The sequence below is a fragment of the Lentzea jiangxiensis genome, assembly GCF_900104175.1.
GTDB lineage: Bacteria > Actinomycetota > Actinomycetes > Mycobacteriales > Pseudonocardiaceae > Lentzea > Lentzea jiangxiensis.
In genome coordinates, this window is sequence record NZ_FNIX01000006.1 from 147,646 (window position 1) to 164,721 (window position 17,076).

16 protein-coding genes are annotated in these 17,076 nt (G+C 70.4%); 4 read left to right on the plus strand and 12 right to left on the minus strand.

What is annotated here, in order from left to right:
* Positions 1 to 150 precede the first annotated feature (150 nt).
* Entirely contained in the window at positions 151 to 1,698 is a 1,548-nt protein-coding gene (locus BLQ91_RS19800) for a DUF6461 domain-containing protein (RefSeq protein ID WP_090098463.1), read from the plus strand.
* On the opposite strand, the gene BLQ91_RS19805 is transcribed toward BLQ91_RS19800, so the two are convergent.
* The 8 genes from BLQ91_RS19805 to BLQ91_RS19835 form a co-directional block, all read right to left on the minus strand.
* Positions 1,692 to 2,780: an FAD-dependent monooxygenase gene (locus BLQ91_RS19805; protein ID WP_090098466.1), complete on the minus strand. Its 1,089-nt coding sequence runs from the start codon at positions 2,778 to 2,780 to the stop codon at positions 1,692 to 1,694. The two genes, BLQ91_RS19800 and BLQ91_RS19805, sit on opposite strands and share 7 nt — an antisense overlap.
* Before the next feature lie 349 nt (positions 2,781 to 3,129).
* Positions 3,130 to 6,045: an AfsR/SARP family transcriptional regulator gene (locus BLQ91_RS19810; protein WP_143022723.1), complete on the minus strand. Its 2,916-nt coding sequence runs from the start codon at positions 6,043 to 6,045 to the stop codon at positions 3,130 to 3,132.
* A complete protein-coding gene (locus tag BLQ91_RS19815; RefSeq protein ID WP_090098469.1) occupies positions 6,036 to 6,623 on the minus strand; it encodes a nitroreductase family protein in 588 nt (195 codons plus the stop codon). The genes BLQ91_RS19810 and BLQ91_RS19815 overlap by 10 nt, the downstream gene beginning before the upstream one ends.
* Before the next feature lie 70 nt (positions 6,624 to 6,693).
* Positions 6,694 to 7,230 carry a DUF742 domain-containing protein gene (locus BLQ91_RS19820; protein WP_176959837.1) on the minus strand — a complete coding sequence of 179 codons (537 nt, stop codon included), beginning with the start codon at positions 7,228 to 7,230 and terminating at the stop codon, positions 6,694 to 6,696.
* Positions 7,227 to 7,625, minus strand: coding sequence for a roadblock/LC7 domain-containing protein (locus BLQ91_RS19825; protein ID WP_090098471.1), 399 nt, complete (start codon positions 7,623 to 7,625; stop codon positions 7,227 to 7,229). Before BLQ91_RS19825 ends, BLQ91_RS19820 begins: the two co-directional genes overlap by 4 nt.
* Positions 7,622 to 9,709, minus strand: coding sequence for a sensor histidine kinase (locus tag BLQ91_RS19830; RefSeq protein ID WP_090098473.1), 2,088 nt, complete (start codon positions 9,707 to 9,709; stop codon positions 7,622 to 7,624). Before BLQ91_RS19830 ends, BLQ91_RS19825 begins: the two co-directional genes overlap by 4 nt.
* Positions 9,709 to 9,834, minus strand: coding sequence for an MFS transporter small subunit (locus BLQ91_RS43365; RefSeq protein WP_281199556.1), 126 nt, complete (start codon positions 9,832 to 9,834; stop codon positions 9,709 to 9,711). Before BLQ91_RS43365 ends, BLQ91_RS19830 begins: the two co-directional genes overlap by 1 nt.
* On the minus strand, positions 9,831 to 11,270 hold the full coding sequence (locus tag BLQ91_RS19835; protein ID WP_245733681.1) for an OFA family MFS transporter: 1,440 nt from the start codon (positions 11,268 to 11,270) through the stop codon (positions 9,831 to 9,833). The genes BLQ91_RS43365 and BLQ91_RS19835 overlap by 4 nt, the downstream gene beginning before the upstream one ends.
* 286 nt (positions 11,271 to 11,556) lie before the next feature.
* On the opposite strand from BLQ91_RS19835, the gene BLQ91_RS19840 reads away from it, so the two are divergent.
* The gene (locus BLQ91_RS19840) at positions 11,557 to 11,973 is read left to right on the plus strand and encodes a DUF485 domain-containing protein (protein WP_090098477.1); all 417 of its coding nucleotides are present in this window, start codon (positions 11,557 to 11,559) and stop codon (positions 11,971 to 11,973) included.
* 3 nt (positions 11,974 to 11,976) lie between these two features.
* Positions 11,977 to 13,557, plus strand: coding sequence for a solute symporter family protein (locus tag BLQ91_RS19845; RefSeq protein WP_090098479.1), 1,581 nt, complete (start codon positions 11,977 to 11,979; stop codon positions 13,555 to 13,557).
* Positions 13,558 to 13,563: 6 nt separating this feature from the next.
* Here BLQ91_RS19845 and BLQ91_RS19850 read toward each other — a convergent pair whose 3' ends face one another.
* The 4 genes from BLQ91_RS19850 to BLQ91_RS19865 all read right to left on the minus strand — a co-directional run bounded on the left by BLQ91_RS19850 (position 13,564) and on the right by BLQ91_RS19865 (position 16,749).
* The gene (locus tag BLQ91_RS19850) at positions 13,564 to 14,214 is read right to left on the minus strand and encodes a response regulator (RefSeq protein WP_090098695.1); all 651 of its coding nucleotides are present in this window, start codon (positions 14,212 to 14,214) and stop codon (positions 13,564 to 13,566) included.
* Complete coding sequence (locus BLQ91_RS19855) at positions 14,211 to 15,599, minus strand: sensor histidine kinase (RefSeq protein WP_176959838.1); 1,389 nt, start codon at positions 15,597 to 15,599, stop codon at positions 14,211 to 14,213. The genes BLQ91_RS19850 and BLQ91_RS19855 overlap by 4 nt, the downstream gene beginning before the upstream one ends.
* Complete coding sequence (locus BLQ91_RS19860; RefSeq protein WP_143022724.1) at positions 15,599 to 16,093, minus strand: phosphatase PAP2 family protein; 495 nt, start codon at positions 16,091 to 16,093, stop codon at positions 15,599 to 15,601. The genes BLQ91_RS19855 and BLQ91_RS19860 overlap by 1 nt, the downstream gene beginning before the upstream one ends.
* Before the next feature lie 101 nt (positions 16,094 to 16,194).
* Entirely contained in the window at positions 16,195 to 16,749 is a 555-nt protein-coding gene (locus BLQ91_RS19865) for a DinB family protein (RefSeq protein ID WP_090098482.1), read from the minus strand.
* A gap of 108 nt (positions 16,750 to 16,857) precedes the next feature.
* Here BLQ91_RS19865 and BLQ91_RS19870 point away from each other — a divergent pair, with 108 nt between their 5' ends.
* Entirely contained in the window at positions 16,858 to 17,046 is a 189-nt protein-coding gene (locus BLQ91_RS19870) for a hypothetical protein (protein WP_143022725.1), read from the plus strand.
* The last annotated feature ends 30 nt before the right edge of the window (positions 17,047 to 17,076 follow it).

Here is a 17,076-nt window from a genome sequence, read left to right on the forward strand (position 1 = left end):
TCACGAGTCGGGGGCGGCGACCCTGCTCCCAGACTGCTCAAACATCCCTTTTGTCGTCAATGGTCTGAGCCAATTCTTTCTTCGTGACCTGCACGGCGCCAGTCAGGACCCCGGCTGTGAGCCGGGCCGCCGACCGGCACAATCGAGGGCATGGGGGACTTCGAAGAGCTGATCACCACTGCCGCGACGCGGATCGCACCGCTGATCCCGGCCGCACCGGCGGCGGAGCTGGGCAGGCGGACCGCGCCGAGGCGGCGGGACGAGCGCCCGAGCGGATCGGTCGTGCAGCAGGCGTTGCGGGACATCCCGCGGCTGACCGCGGAGCGGTTGCTCGGTGCGCTGGAACTGGCGGTGGCGCGGCTCGACGTCGTCGCCCCGCAGGAGGTCGTCGCCGGACTGCGGCCGGTTCCGGCCGGGCACACGTTCTCGTACCTGACCTCGGGCGGCGAAAGCGCGATGCACGTCCCGATGATCGTCGTGGAGGGGATGCACCCCGGTGCGAGCGATCTCGTCGTCGACCAGGTGCGCGCGTTGCTGCCTGACCTGAGCGGGCTCGACGGCGACGAGGCCGCCATCGCCACCCAGCGCGGCGCGGTGCACCTCTCGACCGCCGTGGCGGTGTCCAGGGCGGTCCTCACCGCGCTCGGCTCCACGACGGCGGCCGACCCGGCGGCGGTCGTCGGGATCGCGCTCGGCGCGGCTTCGGAGGTCCTGGCGGAGAGCCCTCTGCCGCACGCCTACGAGCAGGCGTTGCTGGCCAAGCGGCGCGCGGAGTACCAGGGCTCGTCCTGGAGCACGGTCGTCCCGGTCTTCGACCACGAGTTCCTGCTGGTCGAGGAACTGGGGCTGAGCACGCCCGACTTCACCGCGACCGGTCTCGCCGCCCCGGTGGACACCGGCTTCGCGGTCCGCACCGGCATCGCTCAGGGCGAGGTGCCCGTGTCCGTGGCCGTCCTGCTGGAGGAACCCCCCGAACCGCTGCCGGAGGGCTGGGACGAGATCGCCGAGATCAGCTACACGGCGGCGCGGGGCGGGGCGAGGTTCGGGCACGGCTCCACCGCTCCCTGGGGCGGACCGTTCCGGGTGCGGGTCAGCGCGACCGGCCGCGACGAGGGGGACGAACGCTACGAGCTGCTGATCTGGCCCGCACCGATCGCGGACCCGGTGCTGCGCCTGAAGACCGACCGCCTCGGCCACCTCGTGCGAGGGGAGCCCGCTCCCCCGCCGATCGTCCGGCCGGAGGCCCCGCACCGCTGGCTGAAGCGGTTGCTGGAGGTGGCCGCGACCGTCACCGTCGCCCGCGGCGTCACCGATGTGGCGGGCGAGTTCGAGGAGGACGCCGTCGTCGTGGAGATCGACGGCGGTGTGGTCGTGATCGAGGACAACAACTACCGGGGCACACGGCCGGAGGTGCTGGAACGCCTGTCCCGCAACGGGAAGGCCGCCAGCCACTTCTGGAACGTCAACAGCCACCGGCGGCTGTCGTTCGCCCGCGGCGGTCAGGTCCTGTGGAGCGGTGACGTGCTCGACGAGGACGACTTCGGTGACGACCCCGAGGTGCTGCAAGCCGTGGAGGGACTGGACTTCACCGACTGGCGCCACCTCGACGCCAAGGGGCTCACGGCGGTGGCGCGGTTCACCGGTGCCGCGGTTCCCGAGGACGCCGTCCGCGCCGCCGTCGAGGAGCGTTATCAGTAGTCCGGGAGGTCGAGGCTCGTGACGACGGCGGCGAACTCCTCCGTGGGCGCGCCGCCGTTCTCCTGGTTCTTCAGCGCCATGTCCTGGTTCGCCACGACGTACGGCCGCAGGAGCTCCTCGTAGCGCCGGAAAGCGTTCGAAGGGTCCTCGGCGAGCTCACCGGCGAGCACGTAGGCGGCGACGAGCGCCATGCTGGTTCCCTGACCGGACAACGGTGATCCGCAGTAGCCGGCGTCTCCCAGCAGCACGACGTTCCCGCTCGACCACGAGTCCATCCGGATCTGGCTCATCGAGTCGAAGTGGAAGTCCGGCGCCTCCCACATGTGCTCCAGCGCGGCCGGCCAGATCCAGCCGGCGCCGGCGAACTTCTCGGCGACCAACCGGCGCTGCGCGTCGACGTCGCGGTGGTCGAACGACACCTCGCCGTAGAACCCCATGTACACACGGCATTCGGCGTTGGACCGGGCGCTCATGACGCCACCTCCGACGACGTCGCCCTGCTGGAAGACCTGCCAGTGGTCGAGCCCCAGGAAGTTCGGCGCGGTGAAGACGGCGAGGTTCGTGCCGAGGTGCGTGGCGAACTCCGTCTCGGGCCCGAAGACCAGCCCGCGGACGTTCGAGTGCAGGCCGTCGGCACCGACGACGACGTCGAAGTCGCGCGGCGCCGCCTTCTCGAACGTCACGCGGGTGCCGTCGATCGACGTGATCGTGTCGCCGAACAGGTACTCCACACCGTCCCCGGCGTCGAAGAGCAGACGAGCCAGGTCGTCGCGCAACAACTCCACGTCGGGGCTCGCGAGGTCGCCACCGCTCATGGTGTGCGTGGTGGAGCAGAACAGCTCGGTGCCCTCGGCGTCGACGACGCTCATGCCGCGCATGTTCGTGCTGAACGACCGCAGCCGCTCGCCGAGGCCCATGCGCTCGACCACCTCCAGCGCGGGGCCACGCACGTCGACGGCCTGGCCGCCGGGACGCGGGCCGCGCGCCGGCTCCACCACGGTGACGTCGAAGCCGTGGTGGCGCAGCCAGTACGCGAGCGCCGGTCCGCCGATGCCGGCGCCGGAGATCAGGACGTTCGTCATGGTGGTGCCCCCTGTGAGTCGGTGTGCCCACAAGGTGCCGAGCGGCGCTGACCGTCGGCTGACCACCGGCGGCCCGGGTCCGTCAGCGCCTCCGGCCAGGTCCCCGCTGGAACACCGGGAGCGCGTCCGCCTCGTCGTGGCGGCCGGTCTCCTCGTGCCGGTGGACGGTCACAAATTTTCCCGTTGTCTTCCCGCGCATTCCCCGAACAGGGTGTGATCGGGGTGGGGACGGCGTGGGAACGGGCTCCCACACCCTCGGTGGCGACACCACCGAGGGGAGCAGGGATGCGCAGGACCAGTGACAGGGTGCAGCAGTGGGTGGCGTTCGCCGTGCTGGCGGCGGCCGTGATCACGCTGGTGGCGCTGGGGCTTTCGCTCTAGCGAGGGTCTGGCGCGCGAAGGCGAGGGTGCGGGGCTGATGGCCGCGCTCCGCGGCCTCCACCGCCTGCTGCGCGTACCGGAGGGCGGTCTCCCGGTCGCCGAGCTCCAGGTACGCGGCGGCGAACTGCTGGAAGACGCGTTCGTCGCTCCACCAGCGGCGCACCTTCCCGAGACGCTGGAACCGCCGCAGGTAGCCGATCGACTCGGCGGGCCGGCCACCCGTCAGTGCGTCGAGCGAGAGGGCGACGTACAAGGTCATCTGCCCGACGTGGTCGCGGACGTCGTTCATCGCGGCCAGCACGGCTTCGTCGTCGGGCAGGTTCGTGTACTCCCTGCAGAGCCTCGCGACTTCCCGGGCCTGCTCACCCGCGACGGCGAGGTGGCCCATCTCGTAGCGCCAGCGGGCGAAGTCCGCCAGGGCGAGCGCCTCGCCCCGCTTGTCGCCGCACTCCCGGTAGGCGGCGAGCGACAGCCGCATGCAGGCCAGGCACTCGTCGTCCTCAAAGGAGTCGACGTGGACGTGGGCGATGTTGTGCAACGTCACCGCGAGCTCGCGGACATCACCGCGTTCCTCCACGATCGCGGCTGCCTCCCGCATGTACGAGAGGGCCTGCTCGGTCCGTCCCAACTCCGCGTGGTTGATGCCGATGTTGTGCAGCGCGTTGGCCACTCCGGTGGGCGCGTCCGCCTGCCGCATGAGCACGAGCCCGCGTTCGAAGTGCTCCATCGACCTGTCGTAGTCGCGTCGTTCGCGCGCGATCATGCCGAGCAGCCCCATCGCAGACGCCTCACCCCGCAGGTCACCGATCTGCCGCGTGAGGTCGATCGCTTCGCGCAGGTGCTCCTCGGCCTTCGGGTTGCCGTCGTCCATGTACGCCGAACCCAGGCCCCGCAACGCTTCCGCCCGCGCTTTGAGATCTCCGAGCGCGTGCGCGGCCGCCAGTGCGACGCTCTGCACCTCGACGCGCTCCCGCCCCGAGCCGCTCAACCACAGGTAGTGCGCCAAGTGGGACGGCAACTGCCAGGCGTGCCGATAATGCCCCTCATACGCCGCCAGGTACACGGCGGCCTTGAGGTTCGACCGCTCCGCGCCCTGCCACGCGAGGGCTTCGACCGGGCTCGCGAACACGGGCGGGTCGACGAGTTCGGAGGTGACGGCGGAGTGGAACTTCGGCCGGCCGGGGGCGATCTTGCGGGCGGAGTCCTCCGCACCGCGCAGGTAGAAGTCGAGAATTCGGGTGATTGCCTCGTCCCTCTCCCCCGGCTCGACTGACGCCTTCGCGTGCTCGGCCAGCAGGTCGTGGAAGCGGTAGCGGCCGTTCTCCTTCTGCTGCACCAGGTGCACGTCCAGCAGCTCGTCCAGCAGACGTTCGGCCTCCGCCCGCGTCGAGCCGACGATCGCCGCCGCGAGGTGGGCGTCGAAGTCCTCGCCGGTGTGCAGGCCGAGCCGCCGGAACAACCGCTGCTGCTCGGCCGTGAGTTGCCGATAGGACAGGGCGAACGCTCCCGCGACGCTGCGTTCCCCCGCCGTCAGCTCCGTCAGGCGTTGCTCGGTGAGGCGGCGGACCAGGTCCCGCGCGGACCACGCCGGTCTCGTGCGCCAGCGGGCACCGACGATCCGCACGGCCAGCGGGAGGTACCCGCAGAGCCGCACGACCTCCCGGCAGTCTTCGCCGTCCCTGCGGACGATGCTCGCGAGCAGGGCCAGCGCGTCCTCTTCGGACAGCACGTCGAGCGAGACGGTGTGGGCGGCGTCGAGGTCGACGAGCCGGCGCCTGCTGGTGACGAGCACCAGACCCGTTCCGGGCAGCAGCGGGCGCACCTGGGCGGCGCTGCCCGCGTTGTCGAGCACCACGAGTGCCCTGCGGTGCGCCATTTCCGCGCGCCACCGGGCGGCGCGGGCGTCGAGGTCGTCCGGGATGTCCTCGGCGGGCACGCCGAGCGCGGTGAGCAACGTCAGCAGGGCGTCCGCCGGTGTGCGGGGTTCGACGCCGTCGGTGTGGGAGTGCAGGTCGACGAACAGCTGGGCGTCCGGGAACCTCCCGGCGAGGCGGTGGGCCGCGCGAACGGCGAGCGTGGTCTTGCCGATGCCCGCCATGCCGTCGATGGCGGTGATCGCGACGCACCCGGACGGCACGGCGGCGAGGATCTCGTCCAGGTCCTCGGCACGGCCCGCGAAGTCGGCGATGTCGCCGGGCAGGTCGTTGCGGCTCTTCGGCCTGTTGTCGGCCGTGAGCACCTGCCGGTGGGCCTCCTGCAGGTCCCTGCCGGGGTCGAGGCCCAGCTCCTCGGCGAGCCGGCGGCGGATGTCGTCGTACGCCTGCAACGCCTCGGTCTGCCGGTCGCAGCGGTGCAGCGCGACGACCAACTGGGCCCACAGCCGTTCCCTGGCCGGGTGCTGCCGGGTGAGCGAGCGCAGTTCGGGGACGAGCCGGTCGTGCTCCCCGGCCGCGAGGTCGGCTTCGATCCGCGCTTCCAGCGCCGTCAGGTACTTCTCGGTCAGCGCGGGCACGTGGTCGCGTTCGAGCGCGTCGCTGCCGATGTCCGCGAACGGGCGGCCGCGCCACAGCTCCAGCGCCGCCCGCGGTGCGAGCCGGTCGAACAGGTGGATGTCGACCTCGTCGGGCCGCACGTCCAGCAGGTAACCGCCGGGTTTGGTGTGGACGAGGCCGGGCAGCGCCTCCCGCAACCGCCCGACCGTGGTCTGCAGGGCGTGGCGCGACCCGCCCGCCAGCTCGGCCAGTTCGTCGACGCCGACCACCTGCCCCGGCCGCAGCAGCAGCGCGGCGAGCACGACCCGCCTCTTGCCCGCCGGGACGTGGACGCGGCACCCGTCGAGCACCACGTCCAACGGCCCGAGCAGGCCGAACGACCTCACTCCCACCGGCCCCAGTGCACGACCTGGTCGAGCGGCTTGCGCTTGCGCGTGCGCGGCGAGGCGCCCTCGGAGACGCCCTCCTCCGCCGGGTGCCCGATCGCGATCATGCCGATCGGCACGTACATGTCCGGCACCCCGAAAGCGGCGCGCAGCTCGGGCCACGTGTCCTTGTCGATGCCGAAGAAGACGGCGCCGAGCCCCTCGTCGACGGCGGTCTGCAGGATCAGCAGCGCCGCCATGCCGGTGTCGATGTCCCAGTAGGGCACCGGCCAGTGGTCCTCGCTGCGGTCGGTCCACCCCTTGTCGGCCTGCGCGTACCGCTCGAGGTAGACCTCCTTGGCCGAGAAGGGGATGACGACGACCGGCGCCGTCTTGGCGTCCTCCCCGCCCCACCACTCGAACATCCCGGCCAGCCGCTCGAGCTGCTCCCCCTGCAGCACGAGGAACCCCTGACCCTGCGAGAAGCCGGCGGACGGGCCGCGCACGGCGTTGCGCATGATCCGCTGGATGCTCTCGTCGCTGACCGGCTCCCCGGTGAACTTCCGCACCATTCGGCGGCGGCGGACGACGTCCTGGAACTCCACGCTCTACCTCCCCAGATGTGATCTCGACCGTAGCAGCGTCCGGGGAGGCCGAAGGGGAGGCCGACGCGCCCTACAGCCGGCGCAACCCCGCCAGCACGCGTTCCAGCAGCATCCCGTCCGGCCTGTCCCCGCCGTACGACGACGCGGTCCGGTGCACGTCGACCAGCCCGTGCCCCGCCATGTCCCCGAGCAGCACCTTCGTGACGCCGAGCGGCAGGCCGCGCAGGGCGGCGATCTCCGCCACCGAGCGCGGTTGCACGCACAGCGCCAGCACGTCCTGGTGCTCGGGACGCACGGCGGTGGCCGAGAACTCGTTCACCGAGACCAGGGTCTCGATCTCCAGGTGCACGTCGGAGGTGGTGCGGCCGCCGGTCCACGCGTAGGCCCGCACGATCGAGGACGACGTCTCGACGCCCGTCTCGACCGAGGGCAGCGGTGGGACCGGTTCGAACGCCGTCGTGGCGTACGGGTCCGGTTCGCGCGGGGGTTCCGGGGCTCGCTGCTCCGTCTTGTTCTTCCTGCCGCGCTTGCGGATCCGTTCGCTGTCGAAGCTGAACCCGCTGATCAGGTCGCCGAAGCTGACCTGGTCGCCGGAGTCCCCGCTCATGCCAGCTCGGCCCGCAGCTCGGGCGTGAGCAGCTGGCCCACCTGCCGCACGACGACCGTCATCTCGTACGCCACCTGGGCGACGTCCGCCGACGACGAGGCCAGCACGGCGAGGACGGAGCCGTCGCTGATCGAGGACAGCAGCATGACGCCCCGGTCCATCTGGACGACGGTGCGCACGACCGCCTCGCCGGCGAAGCACTGCGAGGCCGACTCGGCGAGGGACACCACCCCGGCGACGATCGCCGCGAACTGCGGCGCGACCTGCGCCGGCAGCTTCGACGTCGAGACCAGCACCAGCCCGTCCGCCGAGATGACGACGGCGTGCTCGATGCCCGGTGTGCGTTCGGCGAAGTTGGTGACCAGCCAGCCGAACTGGTCAACCTGCGTGCTCATCGACTCTCCTGGTGGTCGGGGAGGCCGCGCTGCACTCCTCGCTGGAACGCGTCGAGGAAGCCGCGGGCCGACTCCGGCGTCTGGCGTGCGCGTGCGGGGGGCGGGGGCGGTGCGGCGGCGGACGTCTGCTGGAACCACGACGCCTGCTTCCGATCGATCGCCTCCCCCCGGAAAGACTCCCAGGACTCCTCGCGTTGTGGTGCCAGTTCGGCGGGAACCAACACGATCGCGCGAGTGCCCGTGCCTTGTTTCGCATCCAGGCGTACCACGATCTGGTGGCGCGCGGCGAGCCTGCCGACGACGAAGAGACCCATTTCGCGGGAAACCTGGACGTCCACGCCCTCGCCCGCGGCCTCCAGGCGGTGGTTCACCGCCCCCAGTGCCTCGGGGTCGATGCCGATGCCCTGGTCGACCACGTCGATCTGCACGATGCCGCCCGCCTCGATCGACGCGCTGATCGCGACCTGGGTGTGCGGCGGCGAGAAAGCCGTCGCGTTGTCGAGGAGCTCGGCCAGCAGCCGGACGAGGTCGCTCGCCACGTAACCGACCACTTCGGCGTTGGGCGCCGTGTGCACCATCACACGCTGGTACTGCTCGATCTCCGCGGCCGCCGCGCGCAGCACGTCGGTGAGCGGGATCGGCTTGTGGAACCGGCGCGCCACGTCGCCACCGGAGAGCACCATCAGGTTCTCGTTGTTGCGGCGCATGCGGGTGGCGAGGTGGTCGAGCTTGAACAGGTTCGCCAGCTGGTCGGGGTCCTCCTCGTACTTCTCCAGCTCCTCCATCAGCTTGAGTTGCCGTTCGACGAGGCTCTGGCTGCGGCGCGAGAGGTTCACGAAGATGTTGCGCATGTTGGCGCGCATGCCCGCCTGCTCGATCACCGACTTCACGGCCTGCTGGTGCACCGCGTCGAACGCGCGCGCCACCTGGCCGAACTCCTCGGTCGTGTGCACCGGCACCGGCTCGATGTCGGTGCTGCCCCGCCCGGTCGCGACCATCTCGGGGAGCTTGTCCCAGGCCACGTCGAGGGCGGAGCGGCGCAGCTCGTTCAGCGAGCGCAGCAGGTAGCGGCCGACGACGAACCCGACAGTGGCGGCCAGGACCAGGCTGGCGAACAGGATCGCGGACGCCGTGCCCGCCGCGTCGCTCGACTCGTCGCGCAGGCGGTCCGCGGTGGTGCGCAGGTCGTCCTGCAGACCCGTGACGACACCGCCCATCGCCACCGCCACGGCACCCGAGGCCCTGCTCCAGTCCGCCGCCGCGATCGGCAGCGGCTGCCTGGACCTGGTGGTGCCCGTGCCGGTGTTCGCCGCGTCCGACGTCGGGTGCAGCACCGCGGTGGCGAGCATCGTGCGCTGCGCCTCGACGTCCGGGCCGTTGAAGTTCTTGCCGTAGGTCTTCATCTGGTCCGGCGTGGCGAGCGCGGCGAACTCGTCCGCGATGTAGCCGAGCTTCACGTTCGACTCGACCAGGGACCGCACCTCGGCGTTGGTCAGCTGACCGCGGGCGAGCCCGGACAGCACGACGGCCTGCTGGTACAGGACCTGGTCCCGCACGTGCACGACGTGGTGCAGGCCCATGGCCGTGCGCAGCAGCGCGGCGTCGCCGAACTCGCTCGCCAGGACCTCGTCCACGTCGAGCAACGAGTCGGTGAGCTCGCTGTAGGTCCTGATCACGGCCGGCACGTCGCCGCCCGCCCGCTCGCGCAACGCCGGCAGGTCGCCGATGCCGGCCTGCACGTCGTTCATGCGGGCGGTGACGACCTCGCCGAGCGAGGTCTTGGCGATCTGGGCGCGCAACGCCGCGCGGGCGTCGTCGGTGCGCTTGACCTGCTCGGCGAGGACCCGCGGACCCGCGCCCTCGGCGACGATGCGCCGTTCCTCCTGCACGCCGTCGATCACGGGGATCAGGGCCGCGCGGACCTTCACGAGCCGTTGCAGGGCCGAGTAGGAGTCGGCGCGGTCGATCTGCGTGCCGATGTGCAGCACGCCGGCACCCACCGCGATGGCGACCGGAACGATCAACACCGCGGCGAGCTTCACCGGCAGGCGCCAGTTGCGCCAGTTGACGAGCGAGGTGAACATCAGACGAAGAGCTTGGCCGCGTTCAGGAAGAGCCGGTACAGGCCGTAGGCGAGCGGGAGGCCCACCCACAGCCACGCACCGACCAGCAACAACGTGCTCGACGGGTTCTCCCGGGATGAGCTCACTTCTTCACCACGCCTTCCGCGTCCTGCTCCTCGGCGGCGTCGGCCGCCTCTGCCTCGTTCCACTTGGCGGCGGTGCCGTCGTCGCCGCTGCCGGCGGGCTCCTGCGCCCGCACGACGGCCTCGGGCTCGTGGAACCTCGGGTCGACCGGGCGGATCAGCTCGTTGGCGATGAAGCCGACGACCAGCAGCGCGATCATGATGTAGAACGACGTGGCGTACAGGTCGGGTCCGGTGTGCCCGGCCTTCTTGCCCGCGTCCGCGATGGCGTTGACGATCAGCGGCCCGAGCACGCCGGCCACGGACCACGCCGTGAGCAGGCGGCCGTGGATCGCGCCGACCTGGTAGGTGCCGAACAGGTCGCGCAGGTACGCCGGAACGGTCGCGAAGCCCGCGCCGTAGAACGACAGGATCACCATCGCCGCGATGACGAACAGCGGCGTGCTGGTCGAGCCGAGCGTCAGCAGCACCAGGTAGAGCAGCGCGCCGACGCCGAGGTAGAGGCGGTAGATGTTCTTGCGGCCCACGACGTCCGAAGTGGACGACCAGACGAACCGGCCGGCCATGTTCGCAGCCGACAGCAGCGCGACGAAACCGGTGGCGGCCGTCGCGGCGACCGGCGTCGAGGACTCCTTGAAGAAGTCGACCAGCATCGGCGCGGCCTTCTCCAGGATGCCGATGCCCGCGGTGACGTTGAAGCACAGCACGACCCACAGCAGCCAGAACTGCGGAGTCCTGATCGCGTTGTTCGCGGAGACGTTGTGGGCGACGCCCGCCTTCGGCCTGTCCTTGAGCAGCGCTTCCTTCTGCGCGGTGAACTCCGGGGAGGGCAGGCGGATCAGCAGCACGCCGAGGCTCATGAAGACCGCGTAGGCGATGCCGTGCACGAGGAAGGCCTGGCCGATGCCCGACGTCGTGGAGCCGAACGCCGTCAGCATCGAGGTGGACCACGGCGACGCGATCAGCGCACCGCCGCCGAAACCCATGATCGCGATGCCGGTCGCCATGCCCGGCCGGTCGGGGAACCACTTGATCAGGGTCGAGACGGGCGAGATGTAGCCGATGCCGAGACCGATGCCGCCGACGAGGCCATAACCCACGACGACGACCCAGTACATGCCCGCCCACACGCCGACCGCGGAGATCAGCAGGCCGGAGCAGAACGCGAGCAGCGACATGAGCATCGCCCAGCGCGGGCCTCTGCGCTCGACCGTCGTCCCGAGCACCGCGGCGGAGAGCCCGAGCATCACGATGCCGAGCTGGAACGGCAGGGCGGACTGCGTTCCCGTGATGCCGAGCGATTTCTCCAGAGGCGTCTTGAAGACGCTCCAGGCGTAGGCCTGACCAATGGAGAGATGAATCGCCAGCGCCGCGGGCGGAACGAGCCAGCGGTTCCATCCGGGAGGCGCGACTTGGCGTTCGCGCGCTAAGAACCCCACTTTATCCCCAACCGTCACCAAAACGCGGACCGATCGATCGTAGGGCAGGCGCACACGTGCGACAACGTTCAGGCCGGAGGCTTCGGTGTTGCATGCGGCGCAACACTCCTGCTCGTGTTGGCACAAGGTGCGAGACGCACCATTTGAGACGAATGGAGTGTCCCGCATGCAGCCCGGTTCCCGTCCGGCACCGGTCCGGTTTGGACCGTTTCCGGGTTCTCCGTCACGTTGACTGCACACGTGAGAGCGCTACAGTGGGGCCGCCGCACACGAGGGGCAGGGGTACATGACCAAGGCGATCAGGTCGCCTGGCGAAGCGCAGCAGGGGTACCGGGAAATCCGGGGTTTCGCGTCGTTCGACGACCCCGAAACTTTGTCGTACGTGGATTCCGACGGCAACCCGAAGTTCGAGCTGATTCGGCAGACCGACGAATTCCGCACTCTGCGTCGCCGGCTCACGACGTTCGTCTTCCCGATGACCGCGCTTTTCCTCGCGTCCTACCTCACCTTCGTCCTGCTGTCCGCGTACGCGAAAGAACTGGTCAGCACCAAGGTGATCGGCGTGATCAACCTGGGAATCCTGCTAGGCCTCGGGCAGTTCGTGACTTCGATCATCATCACGCTCGGTTATGCCCGTTACGCGAAGCGACGGCTGGACCCGCAGCGCACATTGCTCGCCGAGAAGATTGGCGTCGAGGAGTAAGGCATGCCCACCACCGGCAACCCGGTGCTGAACCTCAGCGTCTTCGCGGTGTTCGTCCTGATCACCCTCTACGTCGTCTACCGCGTCTCCAGCCGGAACGTGACGGCGTCGGACTACTACGCCGCCGGCAGCTCGTTCACCGGCGCCCAGAACGGCGTGGCGCTGTCCGGTGACTTCCTGTCCGCCGCGTCGTTCCTCGGCATCTCCGGCGGCATCGCGGCGCACGGCTACGACGGGTTCCTCTACTCCGTCGGCTGGGTCGTCGCGTGGCTCGTCGGCCTGCTGCTGATCGCGGAGGGCCTGCGCAACACCGGCCGCTTCACCGTCGGCGACGTGCTGGCGTTCCGGATGAAGCAGCGCCCGGTCCGCGCCGCCGCCGCGAACGCGACCCTGGTGATCTCGTTCTTCTACATGATCGCGCAGATGGCGGGGGCCGGCGGCCTGATCGCGCTGCTGCTCAACGTGACCTCGAAGTGGGGCCAGGCGGTGCTGATCGCCCTGGTCGGCATGGTCATGGTGCTCTACGTGCTGGTCGGTGGCATGAAGGGCACGACCTGGGTGCAGATCATCAAGGCCGTCCTGCTGCTGCTCTGCGTGACGCTGATGAGCATCTTCCTGCTCGGCAAGTTCGGCTTCAGCCTGTCGGCGATCATGCAGCAGGCCACCGAGATGAACACGCTCGGCGAGGCCGTTCTCGACCCCGGCGCGAAGTACGGCTTCAGCGCGATGTCCAAACTGGACTTCGTCTCGCTCGCCCTCTCGCTGGTGCTTGGCATCGCTTCACTGCCGCACGTGCTGATGCGCTTCTACACGGTGCCGAACGCGGCCGAGGCTCGCCGTTCGGTCGTGTGGGCCACGTGGACGATGGTCATCTTCTACCTGTGCACGCTGGTGATCGGTTTCGGCGCGATGGCGCTGGTCGGCTCCGACAAGATCGCCGCGGCACCGGGTGGCGAGAACTCCGCCGCACCGCTGCTGGCGTTCGAGATCGGTGGCGCGGTGCTGCTCGGCATCGTCTCCGCGGTGGCGTTCGCCACGATCCTCGCCGTCGTCGCGGGCCTGACCCTGGCGGCCTCCGCCTCGTTCGCCCACGACGTCTACGCGAACGTCATCAAGCGCGGCGACGTCGAACCCCGCAGGGAGATCCGGGTCGCACGGCTGACCGCCGTCGTCGTCGGCATCCTGTCGATCGTGGGCGGCATCGCGGCGAACGGGCAGAACGTCGCGTTCCTCGTGTCGCTGGCACTGGCGCTGGCCGCGTCCGCGAACCTGTCGACGATCCTCTACACGATCTTCTGGCGGCGCTTCAACACCACCGGCACGCTGTGGAGCATCTACGGCGGTCTGGGCTCGTGCCTGGTGCTGATCATCTTCTCGCCGGTGATGTCCGGGGCGAAGACGTCGATCTTCCCGGACGTCGACTTCGCGTGGTTCCCGCTGGGCAACCCGGGACTCGTCTCGATCCCGTTCTCGTTCCTGTGCGGGTTCCTGGCGACGATCTTCTCGAAGCGGGAGCCGGAACTCGACGCCAAGGCCGCCGAGATGGAGGTCCGGGCGATCTCGGGCATCGGCGTCCGCACCTGACCGGGGTCAGCTCGCCGGGATGATCCCCGACTCGTGGGCGATGATCGCCGCCTGCACCCGGTTCTTCACCCCGAGCTGGCGGAAGATCGTGCTCACGTAGACCTTCACCGTGCCCTCGACCACGTGCAGGCGCGCCGCGATCTCCGCGTTCGACAGCCCGGCGCCGAGAAGCCCGAGCACCTCGCGCTCCCGTGCGGTCAGGACCTCGATGCGCCGGGCCGCGAGCGGCCGGGGGTGTGCGCGGGACAGCTGGTCGACGACCCGCTTGGCGACCAGCGGGGACAGGAACGCACCACCGCCCGCGACGGCGCGGACTCCCGAGATGATCTCCTGCGGGTCGCCGGTCTTCAGCACGAACCCCGCCGCGCCCTCCCCCAGCGCCCGGCTGATGTAGGAGTCGTCGGCGAACGTCGTCAGCACCAGCGTCTTCGTGGCCGGATGGCACTCGCGGATGATCCTCGCCGCGTCCAGCCCGTCCAGCACGGGCATGCGGATGTCCAGCACGGCGACGTCGGGCCGGTGCCGGGCCACCTTGTCGACGACCTCGCTGCCGTTCTCCGCCTCCGCGACCACCTCGACGTCCCCCGCCGTCGCGAGGACGGCCTTGACGCCGAACCTGACCACCGGTTCGTCGTCGGCGAGCACGACCCTGATCACCCGCTCCTCCTCGCGAGCCACTGCTTCGACACGAGTCGATCATCCCGGAAGCACAGCTGGTGCAGGTCGTGGCGGTCGCCGTCGAACGGGTTGGGGTGCGTGCTGTAGTAGCGGCACTCGGTGCCGGGGGGCGCGGTGACGCCGAGCGGGTTGTCGACGCGGGTGCGCAGCGGCAGGTCGAGGTCGTCCTCGCGTTGCCCGAGTTCTGCCCGTTCGAACTGGTGCGGTGTGAGCACCGACGTCACCGCGTCGAACACCATGTAGCCCGGCACGCCGATCGCGATGCCGGCGCACACGACCGACGTGATCAGCACGGTCCTGCGAGCGCTCTTGCGGATCTCCTCCTCCGTGCGTTCGCGGCGCACGTGGGTGGGCGTCGTCCTCGCTCGCGGCTGTTCCGGGAGCTTGACCCTGACCTCGAAGCCGCCGTCGTCCGACGGTGCCGCCTCGAACCAGCCGCCGACGAGCGCGACGCGTTCGGCCAGGCCCACCAGTCCCTTGCCGCTGCCGACCGCCTGCGTCCTCGGCGCCGGGCCGTTGGTGATCCGCAGCTCGAGGTTCGCGGTGAGGGTCACGGCGACCTTCGCGCCGGGGGCGTGCTTGATCACGTTCGTCAGCGCCTCGGCGACCACCCGGTGCACGGTCCTCGCGATGATGCCGTCGATCGCGGTCCTGCGGTGGTTGGTGAGCTCGACGTCGAGTCCGCTCCTGGCGACGACTTCCTCGATCGTCGCCACGGGTTCGTCCTCGTCGGCGCGCAGCACCTGCATGACGTCGGCCAGCCGTTCCGCCGCGGCCGTGACGCTCGCCCGCGCGGTCCTGGCCGCCTCGCGCTGTGGTGCCGTGAGCGTCGGTTCCAGTTCCAGCGCACCCACGAGGAGCGCGGCCCGGGCGAGCTCGTGACCGACGAGGTCGTGCATCTCACCGGCAAGACGTGCGCGCTCGGAGTCGCGCGCGTTGTCGACGTCGCGCTCCAGCAGGGCCGCGTGTTCCCAGCCGACCTCGCGCAGCTCGGCGAACCGGCGCCGGAACCGCCCGAACGCCCACGGCACCACGCCGAGCACACCGATGCCGGAGGTGACGGCGAGCGCGGTGTCCGAACCCCCGCGCTCGGTCAGGGCGACGACGACACCGGCGACCTCGGCCGCGGTCAGGGCGATCGCCGTGGGCCGCGGGTCGGCGGCGTGCCGGCCCGCGAGGAAGCTGAGCAGCGCGAGTGCGGGAGCGAGCGCCACCACCCTGACGTCGAACTCGACGCTGATGAGGTAGCAGACGAGCCAGGAACCCAGGGCGGTGCCGAGAGCGACCGCGGGACGGGTGCGCACGAGTGCGAACGCCAGGACGAACAGGAGCAGGTAGAGCAGGACCTCCCACACGGCGTCCATCATCGCAGTCGTTGCAGCACCACGGTCGGCGCCTCCACCTCCTCACGCCGTTGCCGGACCGGCAGCCTCTTCTCCAGCAGCACCGCGATCCCCCACGACACCAACGCTCCGAGCGCCAGCCCGGCCATGACGTCGTGTACATAGTGGACACCCACTACGACGCGGGAGGCAGCCGCCGCGACCGCACACACCGCGGCGATCCAGCCGTAGGTCCTGTGCAGCGCCCAGATCGCCATCGCCGAGGCACCCGCGATCACCGAGTGGTTGCTGGGGAAGGACCAGTCGCCCGGCGCCGGGCACTCCGCGATCGACGGCGCCGCGCGGCACGGCCGTTCCTCCCGGACGACCAGCTTGACGACCTCGCTGATCGCGTAGGCCACCACGACACCCGCCCCGGCGAGGAACGCCCTGAGCCGGTGCCGCAACCACAACAGCGCGAACATCACCGCGAACACACCGAGCACCGCGTCGGTGCCCACAGTCAGCCAAGTCACCCAGCCGAAACTACGAAGGTCCCGGCCGGCGCGCCCCTGTCCATCGGAACCGATCGGCACTGACTTTCGACAAGGGTGCTCAGCTCGATCCGCTGCCGGCGTTACGCGTTCCCGTCCGTGCTCGGCGCACCGGCCATGCGCAGGACCAGGTCGTAGTAGCCGTCGGGGTTGCTCGCGCCGGACCGCCCGTCGACGAGCTCGCGCACGATGTCGCAGTGCCCGGCGTGCTGCGCGGTGTCCGCCACGACGCGGACCAGCAGGTGCCCGAACGTCGTCTCGCGCTTGTGCTCCGCCCACCACGGCACCGACGCCGGGGCGTCCAGCGGCAGCTCCGCGATCGAGGCGTCCGCGTGCCGCCAAGCCTCGCGGTAGAGGCCGACGAGGTACTCGCGGCTCTCGGTGGGCTTGGCCCACATGTCGCCGTTCTCCCAGACCGACCCGTCCTCGTTCCACGGCAGCACCACGGGCGCGGGGCGGCCCACGGAGTCGCCGAGGTAGCCGAACTCGATGCCGACCAGGTGCTTCACGAGGCCGAGCAGGTTGGTGCCGCTGGGAACGAGCGGGCGGCGCACGTCGTACTCGCTCAGTCCGTCCAAAGAGGACAGCACCGAGTCGCGGGAGGCCTGGAGGTAGCGCTGGAGGTCCTCGGCGATCATGCCTCGACCCTAGCGCCGTCGCGCGACGACGTCCTCCGGTTCCGTCACGACCTCCCGGCGCCGCACTGCCGACGTTTGCGCGTCCGGTTCGCCGGAAACCACCAGGGCATGACTGAGCACCAGTTCACGACCCCGCTGGGTGGCGGCGAGCCCGTCGACGACGAGCCGGACGCGGTCGCGGTCGAGGAGGCCGGTGGGCACGTGACCGCGTCGGAGGAGACCGCGATGCACATCGAGGAGACCGAGGACGGCGGCGGCCGCGTGGACCGCCCGGACGACGGTTACCTGGACAGGTGATTCGTCCCGTCCAACTGACTCACGGAGAGT

Coding starts and splice junctions, on each gene's coding strand:
- BLQ91_RS19800 (WP_090098463.1), top strand. CDS start 151: ATGGGGGACTTCGAAGAGCTGATCACCACTGCCGCGACGCGGATCGCA.
- BLQ91_RS19805 (WP_090098466.1), bottom strand. CDS start 2,780: ATGACGAACGTCCTGATCTCCGGCGCCGGCATCGGCGGACCGGCGCTC.
- BLQ91_RS19820 (WP_176959837.1), bottom strand. CDS start 7,230: ATGAGCGGGGACTCCGGCGACCAGGTCAGCTTCGGCGACCTGATCAGC.
- BLQ91_RS19825 (WP_090098471.1), bottom strand. CDS start 7,625: ATGAGCACGCAGGTTGACCAGTTCGGCTGGCTGGTCACCAACTTCGCC.
- BLQ91_RS19830 (WP_090098473.1), bottom strand. CDS start 9,709: ATGTTCACCTCGCTCGTCAACTGGCGCAACTGGCGCCTGCCGGTGAAG.
- BLQ91_RS19840 (WP_090098477.1), top strand. CDS start 11,557: ATGACCAAGGCGATCAGGTCGCCTGGCGAAGCGCAGCAGGGGTACCGG.
- BLQ91_RS19845 (WP_090098479.1), top strand. CDS start 11,977: ATGCCCACCACCGGCAACCCGGTGCTGAACCTCAGCGTCTTCGCGGTG.
- BLQ91_RS19855 (WP_176959838.1), bottom strand. CDS start 15,599: ATGGACGCCGTGTGGGAGGTCCTGCTCTACCTGCTCCTGTTCGTCCTG.
- BLQ91_RS19865 (WP_090098482.1), bottom strand. CDS start 16,749: ATGATCGCCGAGGACCTCCAGCGCTACCTCCAGGCCTCCCGCGACTCG.
- BLQ91_RS19870 (WP_143022725.1), top strand. CDS start 16,858: ATGACTGAGCACCAGTTCACGACCCCGCTGGGTGGCGGCGAGCCCGTC.